The 14261-nt window shown below is 65.7% G+C and carries 12 protein-coding genes, 1 tRNA gene and 1 pseudogene; 7 read left to right on the top strand and 7 right to left on the bottom strand.

The window, feature by feature from the left end; all coding sequences use genetic code 11:
• Nucleotides 1-79: 79 nt before the first annotated feature.
• From BHE01S_RS31860 to BHE01S_RS31845, 4 genes are all read right to left on the bottom strand, one after another.
• Complete coding sequence (locus BHE01S_RS31860; protein ID WP_052406206.1) at nt 80-343, bottom strand: hypothetical protein; 264 nt, start codon at nt 341-343, stop codon at nt 80-82.
• 117 nt (nt 344-460) lie between these two features.
• Nucleotides 461-733 carry a hypothetical protein gene (locus BHE01S_RS31855; RefSeq protein WP_042271176.1) on the bottom strand — a complete coding sequence of 91 codons (273 nt, stop codon included), beginning with the start codon at nt 731-733 and terminating at the stop codon, nt 461-463.
• 101 nt (nt 734-834) lie between these two features.
• Nucleotides 835-909 (bottom strand) — tRNA-Arg (locus BHE01S_RS31850).
• A gap of 185 nt (nt 910-1094) precedes the next feature.
• Nucleotides 1095-1319: a rubredoxin gene (locus tag BHE01S_RS31845; protein ID WP_084069460.1), complete on the bottom strand. Its 225-nt coding sequence runs from the start codon at nt 1317-1319 to the stop codon at nt 1095-1097.
• A gap of 191 nt (nt 1320-1510) precedes the next feature.
• On the opposite strand from BHE01S_RS31845, the gene BHE01S_RS31840 reads away from it, so the two are divergent.
• Nucleotides 1511-3439, top strand: coding sequence for an ATP-binding cassette domain-containing protein (locus BHE01S_RS31840; RefSeq protein ID WP_042271170.1), 1929 nt, complete (start codon nt 1511-1513; stop codon nt 3437-3439).
• A 34-nt stretch (nt 3440-3473) separates the two neighbouring features.
• Here BHE01S_RS31840 and BHE01S_RS31835 read toward each other — a convergent pair whose 3' ends face one another.
• Together BHE01S_RS31835 and BHE01S_RS37375 are read right to left on the bottom strand one after the other, a co-directional pair.
• Nucleotides 3474-3773 (bottom strand): HepT-like ribonuclease domain-containing protein, encoded by a 300-nt coding sequence (locus tag BHE01S_RS31835; RefSeq protein WP_281177781.1) that lies wholly within the window; start codon nt 3771-3773, stop codon nt 3474-3476.
• A 104-nt stretch (nt 3774-3877) separates the two neighbouring features.
• Nucleotides 3878-4114: pseudogene (locus tag BHE01S_RS37375) on the bottom strand (nucleotidyltransferase domain-containing protein); the annotation flags it as partial.
• 355 nt (nt 4115-4469) lie between these two features.
• Between BHE01S_RS37375 and BHE01S_RS31830 the strand changes: the two are divergent.
• The 3 genes from BHE01S_RS31830 to BHE01S_RS31820 all read left to right on the top strand — a co-directional run bounded on the left by BHE01S_RS31830 (nt 4470) and on the right by BHE01S_RS31820 (nt 9439).
• Nucleotides 4470-6461, top strand: coding sequence for a DNA topoisomerase IV subunit B (locus BHE01S_RS31830; protein WP_042271225.1), 1992 nt, complete (start codon nt 4470-4472; stop codon nt 6459-6461).
• A gap of 38 nt (nt 6462-6499) precedes the next feature.
• Entirely contained in the window at nt 6500-8815 is a 2316-nt protein-coding gene (parC, locus tag BHE01S_RS31825) for a DNA topoisomerase IV subunit A (protein WP_042271165.1), read from the top strand.
• A gap of 165 nt (nt 8816-8980) precedes the next feature.
• Entirely contained in the window at nt 8981-9439 is a 459-nt protein-coding gene (locus BHE01S_RS31820) for a CopD family protein (RefSeq protein ID WP_042271161.1), read from the top strand.
• A gap of 39 nt (nt 9440-9478) precedes the next feature.
• Here the strand turns inward: BHE01S_RS31820 and BHE01S_RS31815 are convergent, their stop codons facing one another.
• Complete coding sequence (locus BHE01S_RS31815; protein WP_042271158.1) at nt 9479-10429, bottom strand: LysR family transcriptional regulator; 951 nt, start codon at nt 10427-10429, stop codon at nt 9479-9481.
• A 150-nt stretch (nt 10430-10579) separates the two neighbouring features.
• Here BHE01S_RS31815 and BHE01S_RS31810 point away from each other — a divergent pair, with 150 nt between their 5' ends.
• From BHE01S_RS31810 to BHE01S_RS31800, 3 genes are read left to right on the top strand one after another with little or no spacing between them, the layout of a single operon-like run.
• Nucleotides 10580-11899: an MFS transporter gene (locus BHE01S_RS31810; protein ID WP_042271155.1), complete on the top strand. Its 1320-nt coding sequence runs from the start codon at nt 10580-10582 to the stop codon at nt 11897-11899.
• Between the two features lie 44 nt (nt 11900-11943).
• Complete coding sequence (locus BHE01S_RS31805; protein WP_042271223.1) at nt 11944-13203, top strand: Zn-dependent hydrolase; 1260 nt, start codon at nt 11944-11946, stop codon at nt 13201-13203.
• Between the two features lie 23 nt (nt 13204-13226).
• Nucleotides 13227-14249: a histone deacetylase family protein gene (locus tag BHE01S_RS31800; RefSeq protein WP_042271151.1), complete on the top strand. Its 1023-nt coding sequence runs from the start codon at nt 13227-13229 to the stop codon at nt 14247-14249.
• The last annotated feature ends 12 nt before the right edge of the window (nt 14250-14261 follow it).

The following is a 14261-nucleotide window of genomic DNA, read 5'->3' as shown; positions in this document are numbered from 1 at the left end:
AATTCCCGCTGTGCGTGCGCGAGACGTGCGCCGCGCAGGCGAATGCCTCGCGCGTGCGAGCGTTGAATTCAGGGAGAAGTCAGGAGTGTTGCGGACCGGCGTTGGCCTGTTTCGCCAGGGCGGCGGAGGCCGAGGCGACGTTCAGCTCGTGCAGGTCGAGGATGAGCAGCAGGCTGTCGATTTCAGACAGCTGGCCCTTGTTCACGTGACCGGTGTCGAGCAGACGGTGTAGGCGCTGGCGCCAGTAGGCCGCGGGGAGAATCGGCCCGCCGAAGTCGCCGGCGAGCGACAGCGGCATGACGCGGCGAATGTGCGCGATATCCTGGTCGATGAGGGTCGACATCATATGACCGGCGGGGAGGGGACGCGTGGAGTCCATGAAGGCCTTTACGGCACTATTTTTCCATTCTTTAGGGATATTTACCCCGGTATTTACCCTATAGGGCCGGCCAGATTCCGCTTATTCGGCAGCCGGCGGCGCCGCGCCTTGCGCCTGGGACGCGCTTTCGAAGAAACGCCGCGTCGCTTCGAACGCGTTCAGCATCGGCTCGGGCCAGGGCGTTTGCAGCATCACGGCCTGGTGGTTCTCGAACGCCGCGCCCAGTTGGCGGGCGAGTTCGGGCGAATTGAGGTGGCGCAGCAGCACGCTCACGGCGATGGCGGTGGCCTGACTGGCTCCCGCCGTCTGCAGTTCGGAGGCGGTGAGAGCGGCGACTTGCTTGTTGATGTCCATGGAAAACCTGCTCGGGAAGAGGGCGTGCGAGTGCGCCAAAGAGACGGAACGAGGATCTGCGAACCGGTTGCGACCTGCGCGGCCCGGCGTGGGCGGGCGGCTGGTCCCCCTGGCAGGAATCGAACCTGCATCTAGCGCTTAGGAGGCACTTGTTCTATCCATTGAACTACAGGGAGCGCGAGGTCGAGCATGGCTCCGTACGATCGCCATGTTTCCCAAGTGACCCGTCATGGCGCGGAGCAGCGCGCGAAGCGGTTCGGCCTTGCGGGTCCGACCTGCATCGCGGCGCAGGGCCCAGAGTATAGCAAACGTGTTCGGGCGCGAAAATGTCGCCCCTTTAGTTGCCGCGGAGTCGTCGCAATCAGAACTCGACGACGGCGAACTCCGCCTTGCCTACGTCGCACAGCGGACAGCGCCAGTCGACGGGAATCTCCGCAAAGCGCGTACCGGCCGCGATGCCTTCGTCGGGCAGACCTTCTTCCTCGTTGTAGATCCAGCCGCAGATCAGGCAGACCCAGCTCTTGTACTCGATTACTTCGCTCACAGCATGTCCTTCGGTTAGTCGATTCGTTGCGTGGCCCGTCATGCGGCCCTTTATCTACCAGGACAGGGCGGCGCGGGCGACCCGCGATGTTACCGGAAATCGGCTCGGGTGCCGCCGCGCTACAGGGGAGCTAGACGCGGAGGTGCGGCCAGGGGCGCGCGACCCGGCGGCCCGACCTGCGCGGCCCGGTACAATGTCCCCTTCAGGTCCACCGCACGCATCGCTTTCCATCCATGTCGCTTTACACCATCACAGGCGCGCAACTGGCGTTCGGCCACGTCGCGCTGCTCGACCACGCGGATTTTTCGCTCGAAGCCGGCGAGCGCGTCGGGCTGATCGGCCGCAACGGCGCGGGCAAGTCGTCGCTGCTCACGATCGTCGCCGATCTCGCCAGGCCCGACGACGGCCTCGTCACGCGCCAGCAGAATCTGTCGACCGTCTACGTGCCGCAGGAGCCCGACTTCGACGCCGACGCCACGGTGTTCGACACCGTCGCCTCGGGACTGGCCGAGGTGCGCGCGCTGCTCGACGAATACGACACGGTCGCGCACCGGCTCGCGGACACGCCCGAAGGCGCCGAACACGATGCGCTGCTCGCGCGCATGAACACGCTGCAATCGTCGCTCGATCATGCCGACGCCTGGAACTGGCGCACGCGCGTTTCCACGACGCTCGCGCAGATCGGCCTCGAAGGCGACGCCCGCGTGGGCGCGCTCTCGGGCGGCATGCAAAAGCGCGTGGCGCTCGCTCGCGCGCTCGTCGTGCAGCCCGATGTCCTGCTGCTCGACGAACCGACCAACCACCTCGACTTCGACGGCATCCGCTGGCTCGAGGAACTGCTCGTGACGCAGCGCTCGAGCCTCCTCTTCATTACCCATGACCGCGCGTTTCTCGACCGCGTGGCCACGCGCATCGTCGAACTCGATCGCGGCAAGCTGCTTTCGTATCCGGGCAACTTCTCGCAGTACCAGGCGCGCAAGGCGCAGCAGCTCGAAGTCGAGCGCGTGGAGAACGAGAAGTTCGACAAGCTGCTCGCGCAGGAGGAAGTGTGGATCCGCAAGGGCGTGGAAGCGCGCCGCACGCGCAGCGTGGGGCGCATCGCGCGCCTCGTGCAGATGCGCCACGAGCGCGAGGAACGCCGCAACGTGCAGGGCAATGTGAAGCTCGACGTCGCGCAAGGCGAGAAGTCCGGCAAGATCGTCGCCGAACTCACGGACGTGACCAAGCGCTATGGCGGCCGCACGATCGTCGATCACTTCTCGTCGACGGTCATGCGCGGCGACAAGATCGGCTTCGTCGGTCCGAACGGCGCAGGCAAGACCACGCTGCTGAAGCTGATTCTCGGCGAATTGAAGCCCGACGAAGGCACGGTGCGCGTGGGCACGAACCTGCAGGTCGCGTACTTCGACCAGATGCGCGCGCAGCTCGACATGGAAAAGAGCCTCGCCGATACCATCAGCCCAGGCAGCGACTGGGTCGAGATCAATGGCGCGAAGAAGCACGTGATGAGCTATCTCGGCGACTTCCTGTTCGCGCCCGAGCGGGCGCGCTCGCCCGTGAAGTCGCTTTCGGGCGGCGAGCGCAATCGCCTGCTGCTCGCGCGTTTGTTCGCGCGTCCCGCAAACGTGCTCGTGCTCGACGAGCCGACCAACGACCTCGACATCCCGACGCTCGAGCTGCTCGAAGAGTTGCTCACCGACTACGACGGCACTGTGCTGCTCGTCTCCCACGACCGTGCGTTTCTCGACAACGTGGTGACGTCGGTGATCGCGTCCGAGGGTGAGGGCAGGTGGCGCGAATACGTGGGCGGCTTCACCGACTGGCAAACGCAGAGCACACGTGCGCAGGAGTTTGCCGAAGCACGCACGCCGAAGGAAGCGGCGGCTGCGGCTGCCGCGCCCAAGGAGAGCGCAGTGGGCCGCAATGCGCAGCGCACCGTGAAGCTTTCGTTCAAGGAGCAGCGCGAACTCGAGGAACTGCCCGGGCGCATCGAGGCGCTGGAGACGGAGCAGAAGACGATCGGCGCGAAGATCGAGGACGGCTCGATCTTCGCAAAGGACGCGGCCGAAGGCGCGCGGCTCACCGAACGTTACGCGGCGATCGACGAGGCATTGCTCGTTGCGCTGGAGCGGTGGGAGGAGCTGGAGAGCAAGCGCAAGTGATGCGAGAGAAGGCGGCCTGATGAAGGCCGCTTCTTTATGAGCGTCTCAGCTGTGAAAGCTTGAGTTCAAGTTCGGGCAAATATGACTTCACGGTGCTCCAGACAATGTCGACGTCCACGACAAAGTACCCATGCGTCACGTGGTTGCGCATGCCATACATGGGTTCCCGCGGTATGTCGGGATGGGCGGCAGCAAAGTCGGGGTCGTCGCGAGTGATATTGCGCGCAGCTTCGCCCATGATCGCGATGTTACGCACGACCGCATCGACAGCCATCGGTGTTGCCTCGAAGCTTTCGCGTGAAAGCGGGGCAGTGTATGTGCGAATCCGTTCGATCGCGTCAAGAATGTGCTGCAGGTAATCTGGCGTGCGCAGATCTTTCGTTCTCGTACCGGCACCGATTCGGCGACTACGCGAGCGCGAAAGGTCTCGGGTAGCGCTTTGGGCGTGAGTACATCCACTCGCACCCCTAGAAGCGCTTCGAGCCGCAGTTGGATTTGCGCGAGATCAATGAGTGTCGTTTCCGGCGTCGGGTCGACGAGCAGATCGAGGTCGCTATCCTCGTCGTCCCCCGCACTCGCGGACGACCCGAAGACGCGCGCATTCGTTGCGCGATGACTTGCGACGATCTGGCGAATTTCGGCGCGGTGCGCGCGTAAGGCTTCGGATGGTCTCATCACGGCTCTACGCTCCTCAACGTGCAACAAACGGGTACGACAAGGCCGGTTGAACTTGCGGCAGCGCGCGGCGCGCCACGCGTGCCCATTCTACGCGACTCGCCCAATGCTTCGCCCCTCCGCCGAACAGCCAACCGCAAAGCAAATTGCCGTGCGAGCCCAAATCAGTACAATACCTCGCGAATTCGAACAACTGCGCGAACGTCCGCGCTGCCGCGAGCGTACCTGCCACCGCGGCGCGCAGCGGGTTCACCCCGTTGTTTCGTATCGGTTTTTTTGAACGCTCAACGCGTTTTCCCCGCAGATGTCCACAGGACCTGTGGACAAGCGCGCGGACAACCCCCTGTGGATCACCATGTCAACGAAGAAGTCCAACGCTGGAAACACTGGCTATAGCGAAGCGTCGATCAAGGTGCTCAAGGGCCTCGAGCCCGTCCGGCAGCGGCCGGGCATGTATACGCGCACCGAGAATCCGCTGCACATCATCCAGGAAGTCATCGACAACGCCTCGGACGAAGCGCTCGGCGGCTACGGCAAGCGCATCACCGTGACGCTGCACGCCGACCATTCCGTCTCCGTCGAGGACGACGGCCGCGGCATTCCGTTCGGCCTGCACCCCGACGAGAAGGTGCCCGTCGTCGAGATCGTGTTCACGCGCCTGCACGCGGGCGGCAAGTTCGACAAGGCCGCCGGCGGCGCCTATACATTCTCGGGCGGCCTGCACGGCGTGGGCGTCTCGGTCACGAACGCGCTGTCCACGCGTCTGGACGTGACCGTCTGGCGCGACGGCAAGGTCGCCGAAATCGGCTTCTCGGACGGCAACGTCACGAAGCCGCTCGCCACGCGCAACGCGGCGCGCGACGAGAAGAAGAGCGGCACGCGCGTAACCGCCTGGGCCGATCCCAGGTATTTCGATTCGCCCAATCTGCCGCTCGGCGAACTGCAGCGTCTCTTGCGCTCGAAGGCCGTGCTGCTGCCGGGCGTCGAGGTCGAACTGATCGTCGAGAAGACCGGCGAGCGCCAGAGCTGGAAGTACGAAGACGGCCTGCGCGGCTATCTGCTCGAAGGCATGGGCGGCGCCGACCTGCTGATCCCCCTTTTCGAAGGCGAGCGCTACGCCGACGCGCGTACCGCCGACGACACCTTCGCCGAAGGCGAGGGCGCCACGTGGGTCGTGGCGTGGAGCGAGGAAGGCTCGCTCACGCGCGAGTCGTACGTGAACCTGATCCCGACGCCCGCGGGCGGCACGCACGAAAGCGGCTTGCGCGAGGGTTTGTTCCAGGCCGTGAAGAGCTTCGTCGAACTGCACAATCTTCAGCCGAAAGGCGTGAAGCTGCTGCCCGAAGACGTCTTTGCACGCGTCTCGTTCGTGCTCTCGGCCAAGGTGCTCGACCCGCAGTTCCAGGGGCAGATCAAGGAGCGCCTGAACAGCCGCGACGCCGTCAAGCTCGTTTCGTCGTTCTCGCGTCCGGCGTTGGAGTTGTGGCTCAACCAGCACGTCGAGCACGGCAAGAAGCTCGCCGATCTCGTCATCAAGCAGGCGCAGGCGCGCACGCGCGCGGGCCAGAAGGTCGAGAAGCGCAAGAGCTCGGGCGTGGCCGTGCTGCCCGGCAAGCTCACCGACTGCGAATCGACCGACATCGCGCGCAACGAACTCTTCCTGGTGGAGGGCGACTCGGCCGGCGGCTCCGCGAAGATGGGGCGCGACAAGGAGTACCAGGCCATCCTGCCGCTGCGCGGCAAGGTGCTCAACACGTGGGAGACCGAGCGCGACCGGCTCTTTGCGAACAACGAAGTGCATGACATTTCGGTGGCGATCGGCGTCGATCCGCACAGCCCCGACGACACGGTCGATCTCTCGAACCTGCGCTACGGCAAGATCTGCATTCTCTCGGACGCGGACGTCGACGGCTCGCACATCCAGGTGCTGCTGCTCACGCTCTTCTTCAAGCATTTCCCGCAGCTGATCGAGCGCGGCCACGTCTGCGTGGCGCGTCCGCCGCTGTTCCGCGTCGATGCGCCCGCGCGCGGCAAGAAGCCCGCGCAGAAGCTCTATGCGCTCGACGAAGGCGAACTCGAAGCGATCCTCGACAAGCTGCGCAAGGACGGCGTGCGCGAGACGCAATGGACCATCAGCCGCTTCAAGGGGCTTGGCGAAATGAGCGCCGAGCAGCTCTGGGACACGACGATGAACCCCGACACGCGGCGCCTCTCGCCCATCGCGCTCGGCGACCTCGACTACGAGGCCACGGTCGCGCGCATGACGATGCTCATGGGCAAGGGCGAAGCGGCATCGCGCCGTTCGTGGCTCGAAGAGAAGGGCAACGAAGTCGAAGCGGATATCTAGGCGAGCGCGCCCACACAAGATTACGGAACGATTGAAACATGGACGATCTCTTTGCTGAAGTGACGGACGCCCCGAACGGCGACACGCTCACGCTCGGCCACTACGCGGAGCGCGCCTACCTCGACTACGCGGTGAGCGTGGTGAAGGGCCGTGCGCTGCCCGACGTCTGCGACGGCCAGAAGCCGGTGCAGCGGCGTATTCTCTTCGCGATGAACGAAATGGGCCTCGGCGACAACGCCAAGCCCGTGAAGTCGGCCCGCGTGGTGGGCGACGTGCTCGGCAAGTACCACCCGCACGGCGACCAGTCGGCCTACGACGCGCTCGTGCGCCTCGCCCAGGACTTTTCGATGCGCTACCCGCTCATCGACGGCCAGGGCAATTTCGGCTCGCGTGACGGCGACGGCGCGGCGGCCATGCGATACACCGAAGCGCGTCTCACGCCCATCGCGAAGCTGCTGCTCGACGAAATCGACATGGGCACCGTCGATTTCATGCCGAACTACGACGGCTCGTTCCAGGAGCCGAAGACGCTGCCCGCGCGCCTGCCCATGCTGCTGCTCAACGGCGCCTCGGGGATCGCGGTGGGTCTCGCCACTGAAATTCCGTCGCATAACCTGCGCGAAGTCGCGTCGGCGGCGGTGGCGTTGATTCGCAACCCGAAGCTTTCGCATGCGGAGATCATGGAGAAGCTGCCGGGGCCCGATTTCCCGGGCGGCGGCCAGATCATTTCGAGCGACGCGGAAATTGCGGCGGCGTATGAGTCGGGCCGCGGCAGCCTCAAGGTGCGCGCGCGCTGGAAGATCGAGGACCTCGCACGCGGCCAGTGGCAACTCGTGGTGACCGAGCTGCCGCCGAACACCTCGGGCCAGAAGGTGCTCGAAGAGATCGAAGAACTTACGAACCCGAAGCTCAAGCTCGGCAAGAAGACGCTCACGCCCGAGCAGCTGCAGAGCAAGCAGACCATGCTCGCGCTGCTCGACGCCGTGCGCGACGAGTCGGGCAAGGACGCGCCCGTGCGCCTCGTGTTCGAGCCGAAGACGAGCCGCATCGACCAGAGCGAGTTCGTCAATTCGCTGCTCGCGAACACGAGCCTCGAATCGAACGCTTCGCTGAACCTCGTGATGATCGGCGCCGATGGGCGGCCGCGCCAGAAGGGCATCAGCGAGATTCTGGGCGAGTGGATCGGCTTCCGTTTCGCCACGGTCACGCGCCGCACGCAGCATCGCCTGATCAAGGTCGACGACCGCATCCATATCCTCGAAGGGCGGATGATCGTCTTCCTCAATATCGACGAGGTGATCCGCATCATCCGCGAGTCGGACGAGCCCAAGAGCGCGCTGATGAGCGCGTTCGGACTTTCCGGGCGCCAGGCCGAGGACATTCTCGAAATCCGTCTGCGTCAGCTGGCGCGGCTCGAGAAGATCAAGATCGAGAAGGAGCTCGCGGAGCTGCGCGAAGAGAAGGCGAAGCTCGAGGAACTGCTCGCGAACGAGGCGTCGATGAAGCGGCTCATCGTGAGGGAGATCGAAGCCGACGCGAAGCAGTACGGCGACGATCGCCGCACGCTCATCCAGCAGGATAAGCGTGCGAGCTTCGAGGCGCGCGTGGTGGACGAGCCGGTCACGGTCGTCGTCTCGCAGAAGGGCTGGGTGCGGGCGCTCAAGGGCCACGGGCTCGATACCCAAGGCTTCACGTTCAAGGCCGGCGACGGCCTCTATGCGGCGTTCCAGTGCCGCACGCCCGACATGCTCATCGCGTGGGGCAGCAACGGCCGCGTCTATTCGGTGGCGATCGCGAATCTGCCTGGCGGCCGCGGCGATGGCGTGCCGGTCACGTCGCTCATCGAACTCGAAGCGGGCACGCATCTGCTGCACTACTTCGCGGCGAATGCGGAACAGCCACTGCTGCTGGCGTCGAGCAACGGCTTTGGCTTCATCGCGAAGATCGGCGACATGGTGAGCCGCGTGAAGGCGGGCAAGGCGTTCATGACGATCGACGAGGGCTGTGTGCCGCTCGCGCCGATGCCGATGCTGCCCGACGCGCTGCAGGTGGCGTGTCTTTCGTCGGGCGGCCGTTTGCTGGTGTTCGGCCTCGACGAGATGAAGACGCTCTCCGGCGGCGGGCGCGGCGTCACGCTCATGCAGCTCGACGACAATGAAAAGCTCGTGCAGGCGCTCGCGATCAGCGCAGCGGGCGTCGTGCTCGTGGGCACGGGCCGCGGCGGCAAGGCGGGCGAGGACCTGATGGCGGGCGCGGTGCTGGCTCCGCAGATCGGCAAGCGCGCACGCAAGGGCCGTGCGCCGGACTCGAAGCTCAAGGTCGTGACGGGCATGCGCCCGGTGTTGCCGCAGTAAGCGCGTTTTGCGTGGGACCGGCGTCGGTGCCGAAGCACTCACGCCGGTCGGCATATCCGGCGCACCCGGCCGCGCGGCATGGAATAATGCCGCGCACAACGCATGAGACGGGAGCGTTCCCGCCTGCGTGCGCCAGATAAATACACGTTACGAGGGAATTCAAGCATGGGCCACGCGATCGCAGTCGCGCTCTTTCTGCATCTGCTGGGCGTCGCCGTCTGGGTGGGCGGCATGATCTTCGCGCACTTCTGCCTGCGTCCGGCGCTCGAAGACCTCTCGCCGCAGCTGCGCCTGCCGCTGATCGAAGCGGTGTTCGGCCGCTTCTTCAACTGGGTGGGCGTCTCGGTCATCGTGATCCTGCTGACCGGCGGCTTCCTGCTCATGCAGTTCGGCGGCGAGCACGCCACCTGGCAACTGCATGCCATGGCGGGCCTGGGCGTGTTGATGATGCTGATCTTCGGCCACATCCGCTTCGCCGTGTTCCCGCGCATTCGCCGCGCCGTGCAGGCGCAGAAGTGGCCGGACGGCGCGCGCGCCGTGGGCACCGTGCGCCGCCTCGTCGTCGTCAATCTCGTGCTGGGTATCGTGACGATCGGCGTCGCGGTGCTCGCGCGCGGGTTCTGATCGTTTCTCCTGTGACGTTCGCGGCGCGCGCCTGACGCACTACAGGCGCTGCGCGAGCGCATGGCGCTGCATGCAGCGCTCCATCGCATCGAAGAACGCTTCTTCGGCGGCATTGCGCTTGCGTTCGCGATGCCACAGCAAGTGGATATCGACGTCCACGAGCCCTTCCTCCGGCGGCAGCCGCCACAGGCGCTGCCGTGCCAGATCGTCCCGCACCGTATGTTCGGGCAGGCAGCCAATGCCGTAGCCCGCGTAGATCAGTCTGCGCACCTCGTCCAGACTCGGGGACGACGCCACGATCCGCCCCGTGAAGCCGCGTTGGTCGCGAAACACCGTGAGCGGCGAAAGGCTGTCGCCGATCTGGTCGCTCGTGAAGGAGACGAAGTTCTCCGCGAGCAGGTCGTCCATGGTCAGTTGAGAGAGCCCGAAGAGCCGGTGATGCCGGCCGCAGAACATCGCATAGCGCTGGCGCAGAAAGCAGCGCATGTCCAGCTTGTCGATGGGCGTGCGGCACAGGCTCAGGCCCGCGGTCGCGGTTTTCTGCAGCAGTGACGAGATGATGTCCGACGAGCGCATCACTTCGATCTGCAGATCGATGCGTGGGTAGGCCGTGTGGAATTCGGCGAGAAATTCGTCGTACACGCGCGACTCGATGCGGCTCACCGTGAGCAGGCGGATGGAGCCGGTGATGTCGGCGGTGCGCTCGTCCAGCCCGGTTTCGAGCTGGGAAATCGTGCCGTAGATGTCGCTGGCGATGCGATAGACCTCTTCGCCCGCCTCGGTCGGCACGAACTGCGCGCCGCGCCGCTCGATGAGCTTGCGGCCAAGTGCGTCTTCGAGGCGTTTGAGCGCCTGGCTCACCGCCGGCTGCGTGACGTACAGGCGCGCGGCGGCGCGGCTCAGGCTGCGCTCCTGCATGATCGCGAGATAGGTGCGCAGCAGGTTCCAGTCGAGACGATCGTTCAGAAAGCGGGTAGTGTCGGCGCGCATGGGCGGTCTCCGGCGCAGTGGTGCGCCAAAGGTATTAGTTAAATTTATGCGATGAATAATAACGCGAAATTTGACTAATGATTTGTGGCTGGCGATAAAGCGTACATGCACCACGAACCCATCCCCAACGCGCCTGAAGGAGACCGACGCATGGCCAGCCCACAACCCAGCGCCCGGCAACCGGTGCGCGCCGCCGCCGCGGCTTTCATCGGCACGATGATCGAGTGGTACGACTTCTACATCTACGCTACGGCCGCTGCGCTCGTTTTCGGCGAGTTGTATTTCCCTTCCGAAGACCGCTTCGTGAGCACGATGGCGTCGTTCGCGACCTTCGCCGTCGGATTCTTCGCGCGCCCGCTCGGCGGCCTGATCTTCGGTCACCTCGGCGACCGCATTGGCCGCAAGAAAGCGCTCATGACCACGCTGATGATGATGGGCGTCGCGACCGTCTGCGTCGGCCTGTTGCCTTCGTATGCGAGCGTGGGAATGCTCGCGCCGGTGCTGCTCGTGCTGCTGCGCGTGGTGCAGGGCATCGCCGTGGGCGGCGAGTGGGGCGGCGCGGTGCTGATGGCGGGCGAGCATGCGCCCGAAGGCCGCCGCACGTTCTTCGCCTCGTTTGCGCAGCTGGGTTCGCCGGCAGGCCTGATTCTCTCGCTGCTAGCGTTCCGCTCGGTCACGTCGCTCGACAAGGCGGATTTTCTTTCCTGGGGCTGGCGTCTGCCGTTCCTCGTTTCGGCCGTGCTGCTCGTGGTCGGCATCATGATCCGGCTTGGCGTGAACGAGTCGCCCGAGTTCGAGAAGCTCAAGGATCAGCGCCGCACGCTCAAGCTGCCGGTCGCCGAAGTGTTCCGCTCGGCGTGGGGCCTCGTGCTGCTGTGCATCGGCGCGAATACCATCGGCATTGCAGGTGTGTATTTCACCAATACGTTCATGATCGCCTACACCACGCAGTACGTCGGCATCACGCGCTCGCTCATTCTCGACTGCCTGTTCGCGGTCGCGATCATCCAGTTCCTTGTACAGCCGCTCGCCGCCTGGCTCGCGGAGCGCACGGGCGGCGCGCGTTTCCTCAAGTGCGCGGCCGCCGCGGCGATGCTCTCGCCATATCCGATGTTCGTCCTCGTGCAAAGCGGCAAGGTCGTGCCGATGGTGATTGGCATCGCGATCGCCGTGGTCTGCATGGCGAGCTTCTATTCGGTGATCGCCGGTTTCGTTTCCGGCGTGTTCCCTACGCGCGTGCGGTACTCCGCGATTTCGCTCTCCTACCAGGTGTGCGGCGCGATCGCGGGCGGCCTCACGCCGCTCGTCGGCACGTGGCTCGCGCATCGCCATGTGGGGCAGTGGTGGCCGCTCGCGGTGTTCTATACGTGCCTCGCGGGCGTCTCGCTTTTGTGCATCGTCGCGCTCGACGCGCGCCGTCACCCGCATGCGCTTGACGAGGCCGCTGCCGAGGCGCTGAGCACGCGCTGACGTTGTTCAGGTGTTGGAATAGCTCGACAGAGATGGATGGACCGATGAAAGACCTTTTGCAGATCGACGGCCCGCGCCTGTGGGCGAGCCTCATGGAGATGGCGCGCGTTGGCGGGACGCCGGGTGGCGGCGTGCGCCGCCTCGCGCTCACCGAGGAAGACCGGCGCGGGCGTGAGCTGTTCGCACGCTGGTGCCGCGAGGCAGGCATGACGGTGTGGACCGACGAAGTGGGTAATTTATTCGCACGCCGCGAAGGCGATGACGCGCAGGCCGCGCCGGTGCTGATGGGCAGTCACCTGGACACGCAGCCCGAAGGCGGCCGCTTCGACGGCGTCTACGGCGTGCTCGCCGCGCTCGAAGTCGTGCGCGCGCTTAACGACGCGGGCGCGCGCACCGTGAAGCCCATCGAGATCTGCTCGTGGACCAACGAGGAGGGCGCGCGCTTCACGCCGGCGATGCTGGGCTCGGCGGTGTTCGCGGGTGCGATGACGCTGGCGGACGCTCTGGCGCGCACGGACGCCGACGGCGTGACGCTCGGCACCGCGCTCGACGCATGCGGCGCGCGCGGCACGCGTGCCGTGCAGGGCGTGGCGGTCGACGCCTACTTTGAAGCTCATATCGAGCAGGGCCCGATTCTGGAGGCGAACGGCACGACCATCGGCATCGTGACGGGCGGTCAGGCGATCCGCTGGTTCGACGTGAACGTGACGGGCGTCGCCGCGCACGCGGGCACGACGCCGATGCACTATCGCAAGGATGCGTGGTTCGGCGCGGCGCAGATGTCACTCGAGATCGAACGCACGATGGCGCGTTACGCACCGCTTGGTCTGGTGACGATCGGCCAGGCGCAGATCGCGAACGCGTCGCGCAACACGATCGCGTCGAATTTGACGTTCACTGTCGATTTGCGTCATCCAGACGATGCGCAACTCGACGCGATGGAGAGCGACTTGCGCGCGCTATGCGCGGACGTGGCTGCACAGCGCGGCCTCGGCATGCGGATCGCGCATTGCTGGACGAGCCCCGCCACGCCGTTCGACGCGCAGTGCGTCGAACTGGTCGCGCAGGCAACGTCGAGCTTCGGGTATCCGCACGAGCGTATCGTGAGCGGGGCGGGCCACGACGCGATCCACCTCGCGCGCTACTGTCCAACCGCGATGGTGTTCGTTCCCTGCGTGGACGGCCTGTCGCACAACGAAGCCGAGAACGCCTTGCCGGAAGACGTCACCGCCGGCGCGAACGTGCTGCTCAACGCCGTCGCGATGCGCGCGGGTGTGCGCCTGGCCGTTGCCGCCGACGCGTAAAGGAAATAGTAGGAGAACTGAGCATGAAGACCTGGTTTCACCCCGATCAGCTGCTGCACCATCCGCGTGCCTATTTTTCGCGGGGCCAGCTGCGTGAGCCGCAGGAAGTGCCGCAGCGCGCCGAGCGTCTCGTGGCCGCGGCACGCTCGCTCGGCTTCGGCGTACAGGCGCCCGCCGACTTCGGCACCGCGCCCATCGCCGCCGTGCACGACATGAACTACCTGCGCTTTCTCGAAGAAGCGCACGCCGAGTGGAAGCGCGTGCCCGAAGATTGGGGCGAAGAGGTGATGTCGAACATCTACGTGCGCGAACCGAATCCGCTGCGCGGCGTGCTCGCGCAGGCGGCGCGATATCTCGCGGACGGCAGTTGCCCCATTGGTGCGAACACCTGGCGAGCGGCCTACTGGTCGGCGCAAAGCGCGCTGGCGGCCGCTGCGTGCGTGAACGAGGGCGCGCGCGAGTCGTACGCGCTCTCGCGTCCGCCCGGCCATCATGCCCGCGCGGACGCGGCGGGCGGCTTCTGTTATCTGAACAACGCGGCCATCGCGGCGCAGTCGCTGCGCAACCGCTTCGAGCGCGTGGCGATCCTCGACACCGACATGCACCACGGCCAGGGCGTCCAGGAGGTCTTCTATGGCCGCAGCGACGTGCTCTATATCTCGATCCACGGCGATCCGACCAACTTCTATCCCGTGGTCGCGGGCTACGAGGAAGAGCGCGGCCATGGCGCGGGCGCGGGGTACAACGTCAATCTGCCGATGCCGCATGGCGCATCGGAAGCTGACTTCTTCGAGCGCGTGGAAGCGGCGCTGCGCGTACTCCGGCGCTTCGAGCCGGATGCGCTCGTGCTTGCGCTCGGCTTCGACATCTACAAGGACGATCCACAGTCGAAGGTCGCCGTGACCACCGAGGGCTTCGGCCGGCTCGGCGCGGCGCTCGGCGCGCTCGGCCTGCCTTCGGTGATCGTGCAGGAGGGCGGCTATCACCTCGAAAGCCTCGAAGACAACGCACGCGCGTTCTTCAGCGGCTTTACGGGCGCGCGCTGATCCGCGCGCGGG

The organism is Paraburkholderia heleia NBRC 101817 (genome assembly GCF_000739775.1).
Lineage (GTDB): Bacteria > Pseudomonadota > Gammaproteobacteria > Burkholderiales > Burkholderiaceae > Paraburkholderia > Paraburkholderia heleia.
This window is presented reverse-complemented; position numbering and strand designations above follow the sequence as displayed.